This is a genomic window from Methanosarcina sp. (genome assembly GCF_035390745.1).
GTDB lineage: Archaea > Halobacteriota > Methanosarcinia > Methanosarcinales > Methanosarcinaceae > Methanosarcina.
In genome coordinates this window covers 1-17008 of sequence record NZ_DAOOUJ010000067.1, presented here as the reverse complement: position 1 = coordinate 17008, position 17008 = coordinate 1, and the positions used below count along the sequence as shown (strand labels likewise).

Here is a 17008-nt window from a genome sequence, read left to right as displayed (position 1 = left end):
TAATATTCCAGATATTTTATAGTATTTTGTTAATTCCATACATCTACAATCCTTATCTTATCCTACTTTGGATTATTTTCTCAATACTCATGCATATGAGGCAAAAAAATGGCAAACTCACTCAGAGATCTCGATAAACTGGCTGAAGAGAGCTATAAAAAAGCCAGGGTTCTTTTCCAGATGGGCAGGTATGAAGAAGCTCTTGCTGCTTATGGAGAAGCGGAAGAGGCATGGAAAAAAATGGCAGACCTGCTTATTGAAAAAGGGAAGGAGGACATAGGAAAAGAGCTCCTCGAAAAGGCTCAGGAAGCCCGGTCCTTCTGCGGAATGTCTCTTTTCAAACTTAGAAGATATCAGGAAGCCCTGGATATTATTGATTCCGCTCTTGAAATTAAGCATGAAAGCCCAACAGAATGGTCCAATAAAGGGTTTGTGCTCTCTGCTATGGGAAGGAATGAAGAAGCTCTCGGAGCCTTTGAAAAAGCGCTGTCTTTTGACCCTGAGTCCCCTAAAATCCTGACAAGCAAAGGAATTGTTTATTTCAGGATGGGGCTTCCAGAAAAAGCCCTGGAGACCTTTGATAGAGCCCTGTCAACCGAGCCCAAAAAAGCTTCGGATTGGGCGTGCAAACTTCCAAGGTTCAGCTTTTTCTCAAGAAATAAAGCCCCCATTATGAGGCCTGACAACGCTGAAACCTGGTACTGGAAAGGAAATGTACTCCTGGAACTCAAAGAAAAAGAAAAAGCCCTTGAAGCTTATAAAATGGCTCTTGAAAGCGACCCTGACCACCTCAATTCCCTTCTCATAGGAGGGAACCTGCTTTGCGAATTTTCCGAATACGGCGAAGCTTTCAAGTGCTATGTGCGGGCCCTGAAACTCAGCCCGGGAAATGAGGCTGCCAGAAGGGGAAAAGAGTTTTGTGAAGCGAAAATTAACGAGTGATTATTAAACGAGTGAATATTGAACGAAACCATATTTCATTCAGTTTGAGTACTCATCATTTTCTCTGTGAAACCATTATTTTCTCTGTGAAACACCGGTTCACAGAGGTTAAGATAGTTTGAAACGAGATTGTTTTAAAAGGGTTCTGAACAGGGAAAATACAAATTTTCAGGCTATTTATTTATATTTACCCGGTCAAATAATGATGGTGTATTTTGAAGCTTTCCTGATTTGAAATGTTATATCCGGCATCATAACGGATAACATTGCATCTTACCAGGAAAACCATTTCCCAAAAATGAAAGGACAGCTGCATTCTGGCAGATAACAAAATTTTAGATATTTGAGGAGAAATATTTGTGGACTTTATATCGAGTTTATTTGGTAAAGATAAAACTCAAAACTTCTTAGAGGCTTCCAGATTAGGGCAGACAGAAAATGTAGAGAAACTTTTGAAAAGCAATAAAATTGATATTAACTCGCAGGACGCATACGGTAAAACTGCTCTGATTTCTGCTGCGAATAAGGAGTACAGGGATATTGTAGGATTACTTATCGAAGGCGGTGCCAATCTCGATATTCAGGACGAAAACGGCAACACTGCTTTAATTTCTGCAGTAAAGGTAGAGCGTGGCGACATTGTTGATATGCTTATTAAAAGTGGTGCCGACCTCAATCTTCAGGACGAAAACGGCGAAACGGCCCTGAAGTTTGCGGTAAAAGTTGGATATAAGAATATTGCTGATCAGCTTATTGAAGCCGGTACCGATCTTAATATTCAGGACAGGAACGGCGAAACTGCTTTGATCTGTGCCGCAGACCGGGCACATAAAGATATTGTTGATATGCTTATTATAAGTGGTGCAGACCTCAATATTCAGGACAAAAGCGGCAGCACTGCTTTGAATGACGCTGTAAAGATAGGACATAAAGGTATTGTTGAGTTACTGATCAATGCAGGCAGCGATCTCGATGTTCAGGACAAAAACGGCAATACAGCCTTGATGTATGCGGCAGATAGAGGGTACCGGGATATTGCAAAGCTGCTTATTGAAGGCGGTGCCGGCATCAACATTCAAAATGAATACGGGCTCACAGCTTTGATATTTGCGGCACAAACCGGGCGCAGGGATATAGTTGAGCTGCTTATTGAAGCTGGTGCCGATCTTGACATTCAGGACAAAAATGACAAAACTGCTCTGAATATGGCGGCAGAAATAGGGTTTAACGAGATTGTTGATATGCTTATCAAAGCCGGTGCAGATCCCAGGTTATGATTGGTCTGGAATCTAACCGCAAAAGGAGATAAGGAATGAAAGCAGGAAAAATCCTCGCATAATTGATATACCATCGTGACAATCCTTAAAGCTATGACCAGCAGCAAATCCGAAGATTCCGTTTTAGCTTCGCATCCTTCTGACCGGGCAGCCTGTGAAAACCGTGAAAAATCACCTGCCAGGCAGCTTAATCCTGCTTACGAATCAGCTAGCTTTTCAAGCCCTGTTCTTGACCAGTTCAGGGGACTCTTACCTGACTTCAATAACAGACTCTCACCTGAAAGAGATCTTGGTCTTTCTACTCTTGAGCCTTCCCGCCTGAGCCCTGAATCCCTTCCGAGGCTAGTTTCCGATTCTGCCCTCGGGCTTGTATCCGGTTCTCTTTCCAGCCCTCTCAGAGGTCTCAAAATTGAAACGCCTGAAATGCCTGCAGGAATTGGGCTTGAAATTAAGCCTGACCTTGCAGGAAGGACTCTTGCAGGGAATAAAATAGGCTCTTTCACACTCAGTGCAGATCTTCCGATGGGACCTGTTGGGAGCAGGATGCTCACTCTCAGACCGGCTGAAAATGAGTCAAAGGAAAAGTGAAGAGCAGAAGTAAGGCAAAAAGTTTGAAGTTACGATTTTAACCAGGGCAATGAAACTGCTCTTTTATCTCTTTTTTGCCAGGTTTCCAGAGCCTTATTCAATCATTGTATCTATAGTTTGAATAAAAAAGCAGTCGTTTTATTGGTTGCTGAAAATAGCTTATGTTAGCAGGGACACAAATATTCCTAAAAGGCTTACTGCTACTGCAATACACGTTATAAAAACAATTAAAGCCGAACTATCGTTCTCAAACCGATCATTGTTCTTATAATCCATATCATTAGATATGTCTCCATTGCATAAAAACACTTGCCAGTTATATGGAAAAGGGATTAAACAGGCAATCTGAACCCTCTTCCTTGATAACATGGAAAGCAGCCTGAAAAAATTAAAGGTGGAGAAAATTATTAAGTTTACTAAGTTTGCTCCGGTTCCTCTTATAAGAATCCACATATGCGGTTAAATAAAAATTGTACGCTGAATTATGCAAATTATTATTCTTCCTTACCTCGTCGCTCTTCTCAATGCTTTTTCGAATTTATCGAGCCCGAGGTCGGCTTCTTCATCGGTCATTACAAGGGGTGGAGAGAAGCGGATTACGGAATCCCCGCAGGGAAGCAGCAGGACTCCGTCTTTAAAAGCTTCCCTGATAATCCTGTCTCTCCGGACCGGGTCTATGGATTTATCCGGCTTTACAATTTCCGCACCTATCATAAGTCCGAGCCCGCGGACATCCCCTATACAGGGGAAATTTTCCTGAAGCTCCCTGAGGCGGTGGCGGATGTGAGCACCCAATTCCCTGACGTGGTTTTCGGTGTTTTCCTTTTCCAGAAATTCGAGGGAGGCAAGGGCTGCGGCTGAGGAAAGGAGGTTTCCTCCAAAGGTGTTTGAATGGACACCCGGAGGCCAGTCCATAAGACTGCTGTCTGCAAGCATTGCGCCCATGGGAAGGCCTGAACCAAGGGCTTTTGCAAGGCAGGTAATATCAGCCCTTACCTCAAAGTTTTCCATTGCAAGAAAAGGGCCTGTCCTGAAACAGCCTGTCTGGACTTCGTCAGCTACAAGGAGAACTTCATTATCAGTGCAGATTTTCCTCACTTCCCTGTGGAACTCCGGAGGCGGGACTATATAACCTCCTTCTCCCTGAATGGGTTCGACAAAGACTGCAGCAGTATCCTCCGGGCTTAATTCCTTTCTGAATATCAGGTTTTCGATCTGCTTTGCACATTCGATCCCGCAGGAGGGATAATCAAGTTTCATGGGACAGCGGTAGCAATAGGCATAATCAGTGTGTACTGTACGGATGGAAGGGAAATGCTCTTTTTGCCGGATTTTAGAGCAGGTAAGGGAGAGGGCACCAAGGGTCCGTCCGTGAAAAGCGTTATAAAAAGAGATAAAGTTCTGGCGCTTTGTCTTCCACAGGGCAAGTTTCATTGCAGCTTCCACAGACTCGGCTCCGCTGTTGCAGTAAAAAACTTTTGAGTATCCCGAAAGCGCCCTTAGCTTTTTTGCAAGTTTCAGGGGGGGCTCGGCAAAAAAATCCCCGTATCCGCAGTGGACCATTTTTTCCAGCTGGGTAGAGATAGCGGCTTTGACTTCAGGATTTGAATAGCCTGCGTTCATAACAGCGATCCCTGCAACGAAATCAATGTACTCTTTTCCGTCTATGTCCTTAACTACAGATCCTTTTGCCCTGTCAACAACCAGGGGATAGGGGCGGGCAGCACATGCAGATACCATACTGCAGTCCTGCCCTATGATCTCTCTGGCTTTCGGGCCAACGGTATCGAGCAATCCTGCTTCCTGTTCGAAAAAGTCAGGTTCTGTTTCCTGCTTCTTCATCGAGTCCTCTGATCTTTCCGTCTTGTCAGGAATCTTCCATTTTTCAAGCTTTTCCGGTGTATTGTAATCCAGAATGCTTCACCTTCTTCCAGCATTTCATTCCGTATCTATCTGGGCTTTTTGCAGCCTGCCGCTGTAGTCTATGTACACGGCTTTTACTTCAGTAAATTCTTTAATTGCCTCTGTCCCGGCTTCCCTGAAACCGTTTCCTGTTCCTTTTATGCCCCCGAAAGGAAGATGGACTTCGGCTCCTATTGTAGGTGCATTGACGTATGTTATTCCTGCTTCCAGTTTTTCAATTGCCTTGAAAGCAGTTTTAATATTTTCAGTATAGATTGCCGATGAGAGTCCGTATTTTATGTTATTGGCGGCATCTATCGCTTCATCAAAATCCGAAACCGTAATTATGCTAAGGACTGGACCAAAGATTTCTTCCTGTGCAATCCTCATCTCCGGCCTGACATCCGTAAAGATAGTAGGTTCAAAGAAATAGCCAGGAAGCCCCGGATCGACTCTGTTTCCTCCAAGCAGGAGATTTGCACCTTCTTCTTTTCCTATCCTGACGTACTTTTCTATTTTCTCAAGCTGGGCTTTATTGATTACAGGCCCCACATCTGTTTCAGGCAGAAGCCCGTTTCCCAACCTGAGATATTTTGCTTTTGCAAGCAGCCTTGCTGTGAATTCGTCCTTTATTTTCTCGTGAAGGATCAGCCTGCTTGTAGCTGTACAGCGCTGGCCTGTTGTCCCGAAAGCTCCCCAGAGTACGCCTTCAAGGGCAAGTTCAAGGTTGGCATCATCCATGACAATTACCGGGTTTTTACCCCCAAGTTCTAAAGAAACCCGCTTCATGGTTTTTGAACACTCTTCCATGATCCATTTCCCTGTATCAAGGCTTCCTGTAAAGGAAATTGCCCTTATTCGCGGGTGCTGGACTATCGCTTTTCCAGCACTTCCTCCGGGTCCGGGCACTACGTTTATGACTCCGGGGGGCAGGCCTGCTTCCATCAGGATTTCAACGAGTTTTATCGCAAGCAGGGGCGTATCACTTGCAGGCTTGAAAACTATCGAATTCCCTGCTATAAGGGCTGGCATGATCTTCCAGCCTGGAATCGCAATGGGAAAGTTCCAGGGTGTTATCATGCCCACAACCCCTATAGGTCTTAACATGGTCATGCAGAACTTGTCCTTGAGTTCGGAAGTCGTGGTCTCCCCAAACATCCTTCTGCCTTCCCCTGCGGCATAAATGGTAATGTCTATTGCTTCCTGGACATCTCCCCGGGTCTCAGGCAGCACCTTTCCCATCTCTTTTGTCATGAGTATGGCAAGTTCTTCCTTTCTCTCCTGAAGAATACGGGCTGCCCTGAAAAGCACTTCAGCCCTTCTGGGAGCAGGAACTTCACTCCATACCCTGAACCCTTTCTCTGCAGCCTCAACTGCCCTGTCCACATCTTCGATTCCTGCTGCCTGTACCGTGGCAAGGTTCTCAAGAGTAGCCGGATTGATGTCATCAAAAGTTTCCCCGGTTGATGAGTCTCTCGACTCCCCACCTATCAGTAGCTTATACTCCTGAACCACAAAACCCCTCCAAGAAAGAATGATAAATATCACATAATATATCCAGAAAACAGTTTCGGCTGGGCGTAAATATTTTCAGGCTTTTTTACTGTGAGATTAATGAAAGCTTCTTATTAAAAATACTGAATGAGAATTCAGAAGATAATTTGACAAAAGAAGATAATCTGACAACCCAAATTTTAAGCCAGAGTAAAAACGCCTTACAGACCATATATGGATTCAAATAAAAAAATGGTTAATAAAGAGTGCTACTAAGAATGGTTAATAAAGAGTGCAGCTAAGAATAGCTAAAAAGATGACTGATTTGAGTGGCCAGCTTCGCTTAAATTATACCTCAAAAACCGGATTTACTGTTAACAATCTGGCAGATCTGCTGTGAAAGTTCGGAGTACTGGGCTTTGGGGTCTCCCCTTTTTTGGACAAAAGAATCCACACCGCATTCAATTGCCCGACTCATAACCTCTTCTTTGCCCACGCCGGTAAACAGGATAAAAGGAATATTGATTCTCTTGTCGCGGATAGTTTTCAGAAAGGAAATGCCGTCCATATAAGGCATGTCATAGTCCGAAACTACTACATCATATGAAAGTTCGTCTAACTTCTCGAGAGCCTGTCCTGCAGATTCCACTGTATCGGAGTTTATGTCGTGGAACACCTCTAAGAATGTCTTTGAAAGCTCCAGAAATAACGGATCGTCGTCTACAAGCAATACTTTCATGGGGGTTTTCTCCGTAAGTTTATGATCTGTAAGGTTACGGTTACATAGTGTAACCAGGAAACTCAAGTCTCTCAGCTATGTTAAGAGACTTTGTAATTCAGTTGCATTTTTAGTAGTTCATTTAAAAAACTAATATGCTAAGCTAAGGTATAATGTCATACTCATATCCCCCTTTTGTAAGATGAACCCCGGATATTGTATGATTTTGAAATACCATTATGGCATACTTTTCAACTGAATTATTATGTGATAAGTAAGAAGATCTTTTAGTTAATATAAAAAGTTAACTTACGTTGACAACAGACTATCAGGGTTTTACAGCTGTTTTATCGCCAGTCGGCTGAGAAAAGATCTCTGCTTTCAAAGAATTTGAGAGAGATACGAAAGAATTAAAATATAATAAGTAGGAACGAAAAAGTAAGGATAAAAGGACTGAAAAAGCAGAATAAAAAAATAGAGAAAAAAGGTCAGATCAAGATATCGAAAAAAGATCAGGGATCAACCCTGATTGATAAAGCTGTCCAGCTCCTTTTTCAGCATTTGACTCAGTATCTTTCCGTCAACCGTTCCTCTATACTCTTTCATTACAATGCCCATCAGAGGACCAAGAGCTGCAGGACCTTTGTCTTTGATGAAATCCCCTTTTTCCATGACCATCTTTTTAATGAAGTTTTCGACTTCCTCGGGATCGAAGGCGCTCAGGCCGAGATTGGAAATCGCCTGCTGAACTGTCAGTTCAGGCTCCTTTGCAAGTGCGGTCAAAAGGTCCTGAATGGCTTCTTTTGCAATCTCCTGATTTGATATGGCTGCAAAAACCCCTCTGAAGTGCTCATCTGTGAGGTTGTCCGTTTCAGCCCCGTTTCTTCGGATCTCAGGGACGATTCCTACAAGAGTTCTGGCGATAAGGGTTGAGTTAACATGTTCATTATCACTGTATGTTTCCAGCAAATCCTCAAAAAGCGGAAGATGCTTCGAATAAGCTATCTTTTCAGCAAGCTCTTTATTCAGGCCGTTCTGGGAAACGAACCTCTTTGCCCTTTCCGTAAGGAGTTCCGGAGTTTCTATAGAATCAAAATATTCCTGTGAGATCTCTATCTGAGGAACATCGGTTTCAGGGTACATCCTTGCCGCACCTGGGAGAGGACGCATGTAAGCAGTGTTTCCGTCAGGCAGGGCTTTTCTGGTCTCTTCAGGGATTCCCTCAATAGCTTCTTTTGCCCTGTTAATAACCGCTTCAATTGCAAGCCTGGACTTTTCAGGCTCATCTGCAACCATGATAACTGCATCCTCAGGACCTGCGCCTAAAGCGTCCCTGACTGCCTGCACTTCCTTTTCAGTTATTCCGTAATTAGGAAGTTCGTCTGTGTGGAAGATTCCTCCAACACCTGCAGTTTTTGCCCTGTCCGAAAACTCTGTCCCGAGCCTTCTGCCAAGCTGGACTTCCTTGCCTACAAGCCCCTTAAATTTCCTCAGAAGGGCAGCCAGAATTGCTCCCTTCTTTATGCCTTTCTGCAGTACTTTGGATTTGGTATCTACGAAAAGCCCTGTTACGTCGTAGATTTCCTCACAGACAAAGGCTTTCCTTTCAAGGAGCTCCTGCCGGATGAAAAGCAGGTTCAACTGCCGTTCAACTTCCCTGCGGACAATGTCTTCTATGAGATCAAGGGCCTGCACTCCTTTAATTTCGACCCTTGCGCCTCTGGCAATTGAGATATTGACGTCCTGCCTGATCGTGCCGAGCCCTCTCTTTACCTTCCCTGTAGACCTGAGGATCATACCTATATATTCAGCAACCTCACGGGCATGTTTAGGGGATTTAATGTCAGGCGCAGTTGCAATTTCGACAAGCGGAATCCCCAGCCTGTCCAGAGAATAAATGATTGAGTCTCCTATTTCCTCAATTTTCTGGGCAGCTTCCTCTTCCACACAGAGGCTGTCAATTCCGCAGCGCCCTGTTGGAGTCTCAATATACCCGTCGCTTGCAAGAAATGCAGTCCTCTGAAAACCGCTGGTATTTGACCCGTCCACAACGATCTTTCTCATCACATGCATCTGGTCGACGGGTTTCATATTGAAAAGCTTTGCAACCCCGAGAGAAATATCCAGGGCTTCCCTGTTGAGTTCCCCTGGAGGCTCTTCATCGTTTTCGATAAGGCATGTCGTATCATAAGCCCTGTAAATGTACTTCCTTCTGATTTTGGTCTGCTCCACCGCAGCCCTGTCTTTCTCTCCCATCTCGCTTTCCGTAGCCCTGAGATACCTGAAAAATTCAAAGTCTGAGTCTCCGATGTCCCTTATCAGGGTAGGACACCTGCAAAAAAGTTTCTCCTTTGAATCCAGCTGCTGGTGAATTTCAAGCCCGGCTTTCAGCCCAAGTTCACTGTAATCGTATTTTTCCATGTTTTCACCCGAATCTAAGCAGGAAGCGCCTTAATCCTTTTAAACTCTCTCTTATTTTCTATTAATTTCTTTGATTTCCCTTCAGCTTTCCTCTGGCTTTACTTAACTTATCCTTCAAATCTAACTCTTTTTGCTCTCCTTTTCCTTTTAAGTCCATCGGCTCGCTATTTCTTCCTCTTCTATTTAACCTTCTTTCTGCGCCTGGTTCCTTTCTTAGCTCTTTTAGGTGCTGCACTGGCGGTTATCGATAATATTAACAAGAAACTGAATGTAAAAGGTGCAGTGGAATGTATAAAGGTATCTCTGTATATAAGAGTAAAGTAATCAACGGTTCTGTCTAACTAATTAAAGAAGCTAATAATTATGTAACCTTTAATGAGTTAAAAATATGTGACAGTATATTTGCCTGGAAGTTATTTTTTAGATAAAAAAGTCAAAAAACTTCTAAAAATCCCATAAAACATATAAAAAAATGTGATTAAGAATAATCTTTAAATCTTTTTACTGTTATTCTGAATCAGCTAATAAATATGAGGAAGATGTAATGAAAGCAGACAGTGAAACAGAAAAAGCAGTAAGGGATGTTCTGGATAAATTTGCCGAAAGTTATGCAAAACACGACCTTAAAGGTGCAATGTCCCTTTTTGCACCTGACGCCGATGTCGTTATGTATGGCACAGGCGCAGACGAAAAATGTGTGGGCCCGGAAGCAATTAAGGCTCAGTTCGAGCGCGATTGGTCTCAGATTGAAGAACCCGGTCTTGAATATAAATGGACATCTATTTCAGCGGCTGGAAATACAGCCTGGGCATCCATAGATGCCGTTTTCAAGTCGAAGATTGATGGAAAAAAGACGAAATTTCCGGCAAGAATCACAAAGGTCTTTGAGAAACGGGGGGACAAATGGCTCATAGTTCAGGGGCATTTTTCTTTCCCGGACCAGAGCCAGTTTTTTGATTAAATGCTTCCCTGTAGAGATCAATTATTTTTATATAGACATCAATTTCTATTTTTTTATTTTTCCTTTAAAGGTCACTTTCTACTGAAAATTACATGAACTTCAATCACATGAACTTCATTACTAACAAACCAAATAAACCGATGAAGCAAACGATAAGGAGCAAATGCATCGATAGCCCAAGCATTACTTCAGGACTTATGTTGCGGTCTCTCAAATATGGAATATTTTGTATCAAACCAGATAGGAAATTCCCAAGAAAGTCTGCCATAGTATATGAAATAATTTTTTCTTATATATAGAAGTATAGTTTTAAATCAATCATATAAGTATGGTTTTGAATCGAGTAAGTTTTGAATCAATCGTAATTTTCCCGGTTATAACCTGTCTGATTTTCTACAACACTTTTTCCGAAAATAAAAACTCACTTTTTTAAGTACTCAGTTTCAATGATTCAGTTAAATCAGCAGCGTGACATGACAGAATTCTTTTAAATCCTGTTATTATTCTCTCTTCCTTTTTTGCTCATTTATGGGATAGAGCAAGTTTTACTCCTATCACGGTAAAAATGCCTGCTTTTCCCCAGTTAATGTACTTCCCGATACCTGGCTTCTTTACTATTTTATCTCCTATCATCCCTGCAAAGACGGATATTGCGGAAAAGATTATCCACGCCTGTATAAGGAATACTACTCCCAGGAATATCATCTGCACCGGGACATTTCCTGATTCCAGATTTACAAATTGAGGAAGGAACGCGAGAAAGAAAAGAGCAACTTTAGGGTTCAGCACATTCATAAAAATCCCGCGCCTGTATAGAGCAAAGGCACTGGTTTCCCGGACAGGAGTGGAAGAGACCAGTTCTCCGCTTTCCCTGAGAGCCTGCCACGCAAGGTAGAGCAAATAAGCTGCACCTGCATATTTTACGATTTCGAAAGCAAGAGCTGATTTATATACAAGGGCGGAAATCCCGAGTGCAGCTGCACTGGTATGAACGAGTATGCCTGTGCACAGACCTGTTGCCGTTGCAACCCCTGCCATTTTTCCCTGTGAAATGCTCTGGGTGAGCACAAACAGAATATCGGGACCTGGAAGGAATGTAAGGGTTGCGGACGCTGCAATGAAATAGATTAGCTGTGACTGTTCTATCAAATATCTCACTTTTTATTTTTATCAGTTCTCTATTTTTCTGGTTCTCTACTTTTTTCTATAACTGAAGGTGAAATTAAATTCTGAATGAGTATATTTAAATTAACGGCCCGGTTTGTGAATTTCTTCTTCCAGCAGGTCATAAAACCTTTCCTTTGCTTCCCTTTCAATCCAGGGTTTATGCCCGCATTTTTCCAGCAAAATAAACCTGAAATCCTTCAAAATTCCGGACAGGGGTTCTTTAACTCCCTCAAAAGGGTGCGGATCATAGTCTCCGTGAATTGCAACCACAGGGCATGTGACTTTTGTTCCCAGTTTTAGAAGATTGCCGTTACTTCTTAATTCGTGTGCGTCTTCCCATACGCTTTTGAATACCCTGTAGTTGCATCCGACCAATTCTTCCTTATGAGGCAAAGGGTCATAGGTATCAGCTTTCGAGATCAATTTCCCCAGGCTGCAAAAAGCTTCATTCTTATCTATAGATGTAGAATTATTAAGAATATTGTCCAGAGAACGGAAATTCTCCCAATCCTCTTTTCCCAGCCTGCTTATCCGGGTACTCGATATGTTTGTAGCATATCTCTCTTCGTATGGTCCACTTCCGATTAGGATCAATTTCTTCACGAATCGAGGGTGATGAGCTGCAAAGATATAACTGAGCATCGCACCCCAGGAAAACCCTATAAGGGTTACCGGAAGAGCCCCATGCTCTTTCAAAATATGTCTCAGTTCCTTTACCTGGCCTTCAAGAGTTGCTTTAGTCTGGAGAGGTTCAAGAATTCCCAAATTTGTTGAGAGTTCCCTTGCAACAGGTGCCATTTCTCCCGGAGCACCAGGTCCTCCATGGATGACGGCTGCAGTAAATGGCGGGTTTCCGTATTTTCTCAGATTTGTCATATGCGTATCAGGTTAAACTTATTTAACTTAAAGCAATGGGTTCTGGACTTTTTCTTCCTCCCTTTGCTTCGCAACCATTATATATAACTCCACTCTTTCGATAACCATCCAGACTAGTTACGTATGTAACCATCGTACTGATAGTCAATTTATTGCAGCCGTTTAAAAATAAAAGCTAAAAAGGATCTTCTATGTATTCTCATCAAAAAACTGATAAATCCAATGAAAAATTAAAACGAAATTTGAAAGGGACTTTGCCGCTTCTGGCTCTTCTTACCGCTTTTCCTGCATTGTCAACGGATATGATACTGCCCGCAGTCCCGTCTCTTGCTGAAACGTGGAATGAGCCCCTGTCCATAATCAATCTGATCCTGGTCTGTTTCTTCGTAACCTACGGCTTTTTCCTGCTTTTCTATGGCCCTATTTCCGACCGCTTCGGCCGCCGCCGCCCTCTGCTTGCAGGGCTTTCAGTATACATAGCAGCAAGCCTGCTCTGTGCCTCTGCAACGAATGCTCCCATGCTGATAGTCTTCCGAATACTTCAGGCTGCAGGGGCTGCTGCCAGTTCGTCACTGTCTATGGCAATGACAAAGGATATCTTCTCAGGGCAGGAAAGGGAAAGAATTCTTGCCTATATAGCAATTATAATGGCTCTGGCACCTATGATTGCTCCCGTACTTGGCGGCTGGGTCCTGGCTGACTTTTCCTGGCCGTGGATCTTCGTTATTCAGGCAGTTATGGGATTTATCGGAATACTCGGTGTCCTTCGTTTTCCGGAAACTCTCTCTCAAATCTCCGATGTTCCTCTGTCCCGGATGATGCACAGCTACGGCAGGCTGCTGCTTAACCCCTCCTATATTATTATGGTTCTTGTAATGTCAGTCAGCCTTTTCCCTCTGTACACTTTTATCGCAGGCTCCTCTGCCGTTTATGTTAATGAGTTTGGACTGAGCGAGCAGAAGTACAGCTACTTCTTTGCTTTCAACGCCCTTGCCCTTATGGTAGGTTCCTTTTCCTGTCTCAGGCTGACGAGAAGCATCAGCTCAAAACATCTGATGACGATCGGATTTGCCGGAGTTTTCCTGGGAGGGCTTTTCCTTCTCATCAACGGACAGCACGGACCCTGGAGTTTTGCTTTGTCCATGTTTCTGATTACGTTTTCCCTGGGCCTGAGCCGGCCCCCAAGCAATAACCTTGTGCTCGAACAGGTCGACCGTGATGCAGGTTCGGCATCTTCCCTTCTGATCTTCTGCTACTTTACTCTCGGGGCTGTGGGTATGTGGTTTATCTCGCTTGAGTGGGCGGATAAGATCCCGGTGCTTGGCACAATTGCTCTGAGCTGCGGGGCCATGGTGCTTGCTGCGTGGTTTGTTCTGCAGAAAAGAGGAATTAAAGGGGTTGCCTGAAAAAAAAATGATAAAACTTCAATTTAGGAGTTCTGTACTGATCAAACATTGAGAGCGCTGATAAGGGATAGATTCCGACTATCTTTGACCCAGGCAACTTCTTCATTAGCTATACTGAGTCATTCATTGTCACGCCCGAGTTGCGCCACCCGAATTGCGATTCGGGATCACAGGAAATCGAAGATTTTCTGGGAGTTGCACTGTAAGTGCAACAGCCCGCCGTCCTTTTCGCTTCGCTCAAGAGGACTAATTTAGGGGTTTATTTTAGTGAACTAAATTCAAGGGAGCAAAAGGGATAAATTACAGATAACTTTGACACTTACAACAGTACTCACTTTACTGAGTCTGTCTTGTCACGCTCGACGCAGGAGAGCGGTTGTCTCAAAAAGTTGAAAAAACAAAAATAAGAATTGAAATAGCAAACATGCAGAGTTTAAAAGCTAATTTTCCTCCCGGGGAGCAAATGATTTGACTCTGTATAAAATATTTCTTTTCAACTTTCTTCTTGTTTCTTCTTTAATCTCAATTTTCTTTCTGCTTTATAGGAAGGGCCGCCAGACAGGCTGGCGGAGTTATCGATATGATAGTAATTCAAAATCGGTTTCAGGAGATAAGTAACTCTAATTTTATTTCTTCAATTTCTCGTCGGTCTCCAGAGCTTTTTGCCGCTTTACAAACCTGGCTCCCATCTCAAAGGCTTTCTCACAGTCCTGCGGAAATACTTCTTTTCGCCTTTTTGCTTTTTCTTCGGGATCAAACCTGTCGGCAACATACTTTGAATAGTCATCGAACTGATATGTGTCGGTGCTGCACAGTGATTCGGAATATCCAAAGATCATCTTTGCAAGCATTTCGTTTAATTCAATGGTTTTCCGGAGCCCAAAAATATCGAAGTGTTCTTCCTTTGCTCCCATCGTGTAGATGAAACCAACAGGGATATTTTTCGGATATAACGAAGGTATGTAGTTGGAGTAAACGAGATATGGAAATACATAGCGCTCCATAAAAGACCTCATCTCGCCTGTAGAGTTTCCAAGATAAATTGGTGATCCAAGAATCACTGCATCAGCATCAGTCAATTTTTCAAGCACAGGTGTCAGACCATCCTTCATTGCACATTTACCATAGCTTTTTCCATCTTTCAGTTTACAGGCAAAGCAGCTTGTGCATCCTTTGAAATCGAGATCATAAAGGTGGATTATTTCTGTCTCTGCTCCCTCCGAAGCTGCTCCTTCAAGAGCTTTCTCCAGCAGGGTTGCCGTATTCCATTTCTTCCGGGGACTTCCGTTTATTGCTATAACTTTCATGGCTTAACTCCATTTTTGTCTCTAAAAAGCTTAAGCATTCATTATTATGTCCGTATAAATTTGTAACTAATTAAGGAAATATTCAAAATCAGCATAATTCTGTGGACAGCAACTGTGAATAGGGATAACTAAAAATATATAATATGCCATTCATACTTGTTTTAAAACTTAATTCAGTGTTCTCCACAAAAACTCCAGGCTAATGGCAATATGATACGTAAAAAACTTAATCGATATGCCATGCTGAAAAGATATGGCCAGATAATTGAGGTTCTCCAGAAATACGGGTTCGGGTATATTGTTAATGAGATCGGTTTGGGCAGTGTCAGGGACCTGACCTACAGATTAAAGAAAAAGGATAAGATAGATAAGCTCAATATCTCCGGCCCGGTTAGAGCACGCAGGATACTTGAAGAACTTGGTCCGACCTACATAAAATTAGGTCAACTGCTGAGCATGAGGCGTGACCTTATTCCTCCGGAATATATTGCTGAGTTTGAAAAACTTCAGGATGAAGCACCTTCATTTGGGTTTGAAGAAGTTGAGTTAATAATAAGAGAAGAACTTGGCCATTCCATAGATGAATTGTTCGATTCTTTTGAGAAACAACCACTTGCCTGTGCCTCTATAGGGCAGGTGCACCGGGCGAAAACAAAGAGCGGTGATGATGTTGTTGTGAAGGTCCAGAGGCCTGGAATAAAGGAAGTAATTCAATCCGATCTGGACATCATGCATAGTATAGCCAGGCTTGTTGAAGAACACATGCCAGAGGCAAGACTATACCGGCCGATAGAGCTTGTTGACGAGTTGTCCCACAGTATTCTTGCAGAGATAGATTATACTCAGGAAGGCTGGAACGCAGACCGTTTTGCAGAAAATTTCAGGGAGAACAATCAGGTTCATATCCCGGAGGTTTACTGGGACTACACAGGTACACGTGTGCTGACACTGGAATATATCAAAGGTATTAAAGGTAGCAATGTTGATTTACTGGATCAGCAGGGCTTTGATCGGAGAAATATTGCTTCTATTGTGGTAAACGCTTTCATGCAGCAGGTATTTGAAGATGGCTTTTTCCATGCAGACCTGCATCCCGGAAACATCCTTATAATGGAAGACGGGACTGTAGCTTTTCTTGATTTTGGAATGGCAGGTCATCTGTCATCGGAAATGTGCGATACATTCCTGGATGGCATAGTAGCTCTGGTTAAAGGAGACAGTACGTCGTTTATCGAGTTACTCAGAGATATGGGCTGCATAGACTCTTATGCAGACACAAGATCACTGAAAGCGGATATTGAATCTTTTCGCTCCAAATACTATGGCAAGGCTCTGAAAAAACTTGATGCTTCCATATTAATTGAAGAATTAATAGGTATTTTAAGGGAGCATCAGGTTGCAATACCGCATAATATAGCCTTACTGGTCAGAGGCACAGTGGCAGTTGAAGGTTTCGGACTCATAATTTGCCCGGATTTAAATTTTAACGAACTTCTCGAACCTTATGCAAAAAAAGAATTGAAAGAGCGTTTTTATCCGCAAAACCTTGCCCGCAAAGCCTGCAGCAGTATATCAGGCTGGTCGCGTCTTTTTAATAAAGCGCCGGCTAAAATCTCACATATACTCGACCATGCTGAAAATGGTTATTTAAAAATAAAATTAGAATCCGAGGAAGGCAACCGTATGGTGTCCGAGATCGATGTTGCTAGTAATCGTTTATCTATCAGCCTGATTATCTCTGCTATGATTGTCGCTTCCTCTCTGGTCATTCAGACACGCATGAGACCTCTTGTCGGGGGTGTACCTTTTCTTGGCACATTCAGTTTCGTTATCGCCAGTATATTTGGGCTGTGGCTTGTATATAATATATACAAGACAGGGAGGATATGATTTAGAACCTATCCGAAAAGTCCTGCTGCTCTGAATGTTATCCATGCACATGCTAAGGA

12 protein-coding genes and 1 pseudogene are annotated in these 17008 nt (G+C 43.0%); 6 read left to right on the top strand and 7 right to left on the bottom strand.

The genetic code is table 11. From position 1 onward, the window contains the following. The first annotated feature begins 108 nt into the window (after nt 1-108). From PLL47_RS12790 to PLL47_RS12780, 3 genes and pseudogenes are all read left to right on the top strand, one after another. On the top strand, nt 109-942 hold the full coding sequence (locus PLL47_RS12790; protein ID WP_324446675.1) for a tetratricopeptide repeat protein: 834 nt from the start codon (nt 109-111) through the stop codon (nt 940-942). Between the two features lie 350 nt (nt 943-1292). Beyond that, nucleotides 1293-2219: pseudogene (locus tag PLL47_RS12785) on the top strand (ankyrin repeat domain-containing protein); the annotation flags it as partial. 75 nt (nt 2220-2294) lie between these two features. Then, nucleotides 2295-2807 carry a hypothetical protein gene (locus PLL47_RS12780; RefSeq protein ID WP_324446673.1) on the top strand — a complete coding sequence of 171 codons (513 nt, stop codon included), beginning with the start codon at nt 2295-2297 and terminating at the stop codon, nt 2805-2807. A 504-nt stretch (nt 2808-3311) separates the two neighbouring features. On the opposite strand, the gene PLL47_RS12775 is transcribed toward PLL47_RS12780, so the two are convergent. From PLL47_RS12775 to gatE, 4 genes are all read right to left on the bottom strand, one after another. Next, the gene (locus PLL47_RS12775) at nt 3312-4649 is read right to left on the bottom strand and encodes an aminotransferase class III-fold pyridoxal phosphate-dependent enzyme (protein WP_324446671.1); all 1338 of its coding nucleotides are present in this window, start codon (nt 4647-4649) and stop codon (nt 3312-3314) included. Between the two features lie 96 nt (nt 4650-4745). Continuing rightward, nucleotides 4746-6224, bottom strand: a complete 1479-nt coding sequence (locus PLL47_RS12770; protein ID WP_324446669.1) for an aldehyde dehydrogenase family protein — start codon at nt 6222-6224, stop codon at nt 4746-4748. 334 nt (nt 6225-6558) lie between these two features. Then, the gene (locus PLL47_RS12765) at nt 6559-6942 is read right to left on the bottom strand and encodes a response regulator (RefSeq protein WP_324446667.1); all 384 of its coding nucleotides are present in this window, start codon (nt 6940-6942) and stop codon (nt 6559-6561) included. A 498-nt stretch (nt 6943-7440) separates the two neighbouring features. Beyond that, on the bottom strand, nt 7441-9342 hold the full coding sequence (gene gatE / locus PLL47_RS12760) for a Glu-tRNA(Gln) amidotransferase subunit GatE (RefSeq protein WP_324446665.1): 1902 nt from the start codon (nt 9340-9342) through the stop codon (nt 7441-7443). 544 nt (nt 9343-9886) lie between these two features. Between gatE and PLL47_RS12755 the strand changes: the two genes are divergently transcribed. Next, entirely contained in the window at nt 9887-10303 is a 417-nt protein-coding gene (locus PLL47_RS12755) for a nuclear transport factor 2 family protein (RefSeq protein ID WP_324446663.1), read from the top strand. A gap of 522 nt (nt 10304-10825) precedes the next feature. On the opposite strand, the gene PLL47_RS12750 is transcribed toward PLL47_RS12755, so the two are convergent. After that, nucleotides 10826-11461, bottom strand: a complete 636-nt coding sequence (locus tag PLL47_RS12750) for a LysE family translocator (protein ID WP_324446661.1) — start codon at nt 11459-11461, stop codon at nt 10826-10828. 90 nt (nt 11462-11551) lie between these two features. Then, nucleotides 11552-12346, bottom strand: a complete 795-nt coding sequence (locus tag PLL47_RS12745; RefSeq protein ID WP_324446659.1) for an alpha/beta fold hydrolase — start codon at nt 12344-12346, stop codon at nt 11552-11554. Between the two features lie 242 nt (nt 12347-12588). Between PLL47_RS12745 and PLL47_RS12740 the strand changes: the two genes are divergently transcribed. Continuing rightward, nucleotides 12589-13752, top strand: a complete 1164-nt coding sequence (locus PLL47_RS12740) for a multidrug effflux MFS transporter (RefSeq protein ID WP_324446657.1) — start codon at nt 12589-12591, stop codon at nt 13750-13752. A gap of 626 nt (nt 13753-14378) precedes the next feature. Here PLL47_RS12740 and PLL47_RS12735 read toward each other — a convergent pair. Then, the gene (locus PLL47_RS12735) at nt 14379-15059 is read right to left on the bottom strand and encodes a flavodoxin family protein (protein ID WP_324446655.1); all 681 of its coding nucleotides are present in this window, start codon (nt 15057-15059) and stop codon (nt 14379-14381) included. A gap of 210 nt (nt 15060-15269) precedes the next feature. Here PLL47_RS12735 and PLL47_RS12730 point away from each other — a divergent pair, with 210 nt between their 5' ends. After that, the gene (locus PLL47_RS12730; protein WP_324446653.1) at nt 15270-16949 is read left to right on the top strand and encodes an ABC1 kinase family protein; all 1680 of its coding nucleotides are present in this window, start codon (nt 15270-15272) and stop codon (nt 16947-16949) included. Nucleotides 16950-17008 lie beyond the last annotated feature (59 nt).

Bases quoted from the DNA above. Each gene is read 5' to 3' on its own strand.
- PLL47_RS12790 (WP_324446675.1), top strand. From the start codon at position 109: ATGGCAAACTCACTCAGAGATCTCGATAAACTGGCTGAAGAGAGCTAT.
- PLL47_RS12775 (WP_324446671.1), bottom strand. From the start codon at position 4,649: ATGAAGAAGCAGGAAACAGAACCTGACTTTTTCGAACAGGAAGCAGGA.
- PLL47_RS12765 (WP_324446667.1), bottom strand. From the start codon at position 6,942: ATGAAAGTATTGCTTGTAGACGACGATCCGTTATTTCTGGAGCTTTCA.
- gatE (WP_324446665.1), bottom strand. From the start codon at position 9,342: ATGGAAAAATACGATTACAGTGAACTTGGGCTGAAAGCCGGGCTTGAA.
- PLL47_RS12755 (WP_324446663.1), top strand. From the start codon at position 9,887: ATGAAAGCAGACAGTGAAACAGAAAAAGCAGTAAGGGATGTTCTGGAT.
- PLL47_RS12745 (WP_324446659.1), bottom strand. From the start codon at position 12,346: ATGACAAATCTGAGAAAATACGGAAACCCGCCATTTACTGCAGCCGTC.
- PLL47_RS12735 (WP_324446655.1), bottom strand. From the start codon at position 15,059: ATGAAAGTTATAGCAATAAACGGAAGTCCCCGGAAGAAATGGAATACG.
- PLL47_RS12730 (WP_324446653.1), top strand. From the start codon at position 15,270: ATGATACGTAAAAAACTTAATCGATATGCCATGCTGAAAAGATATGGC.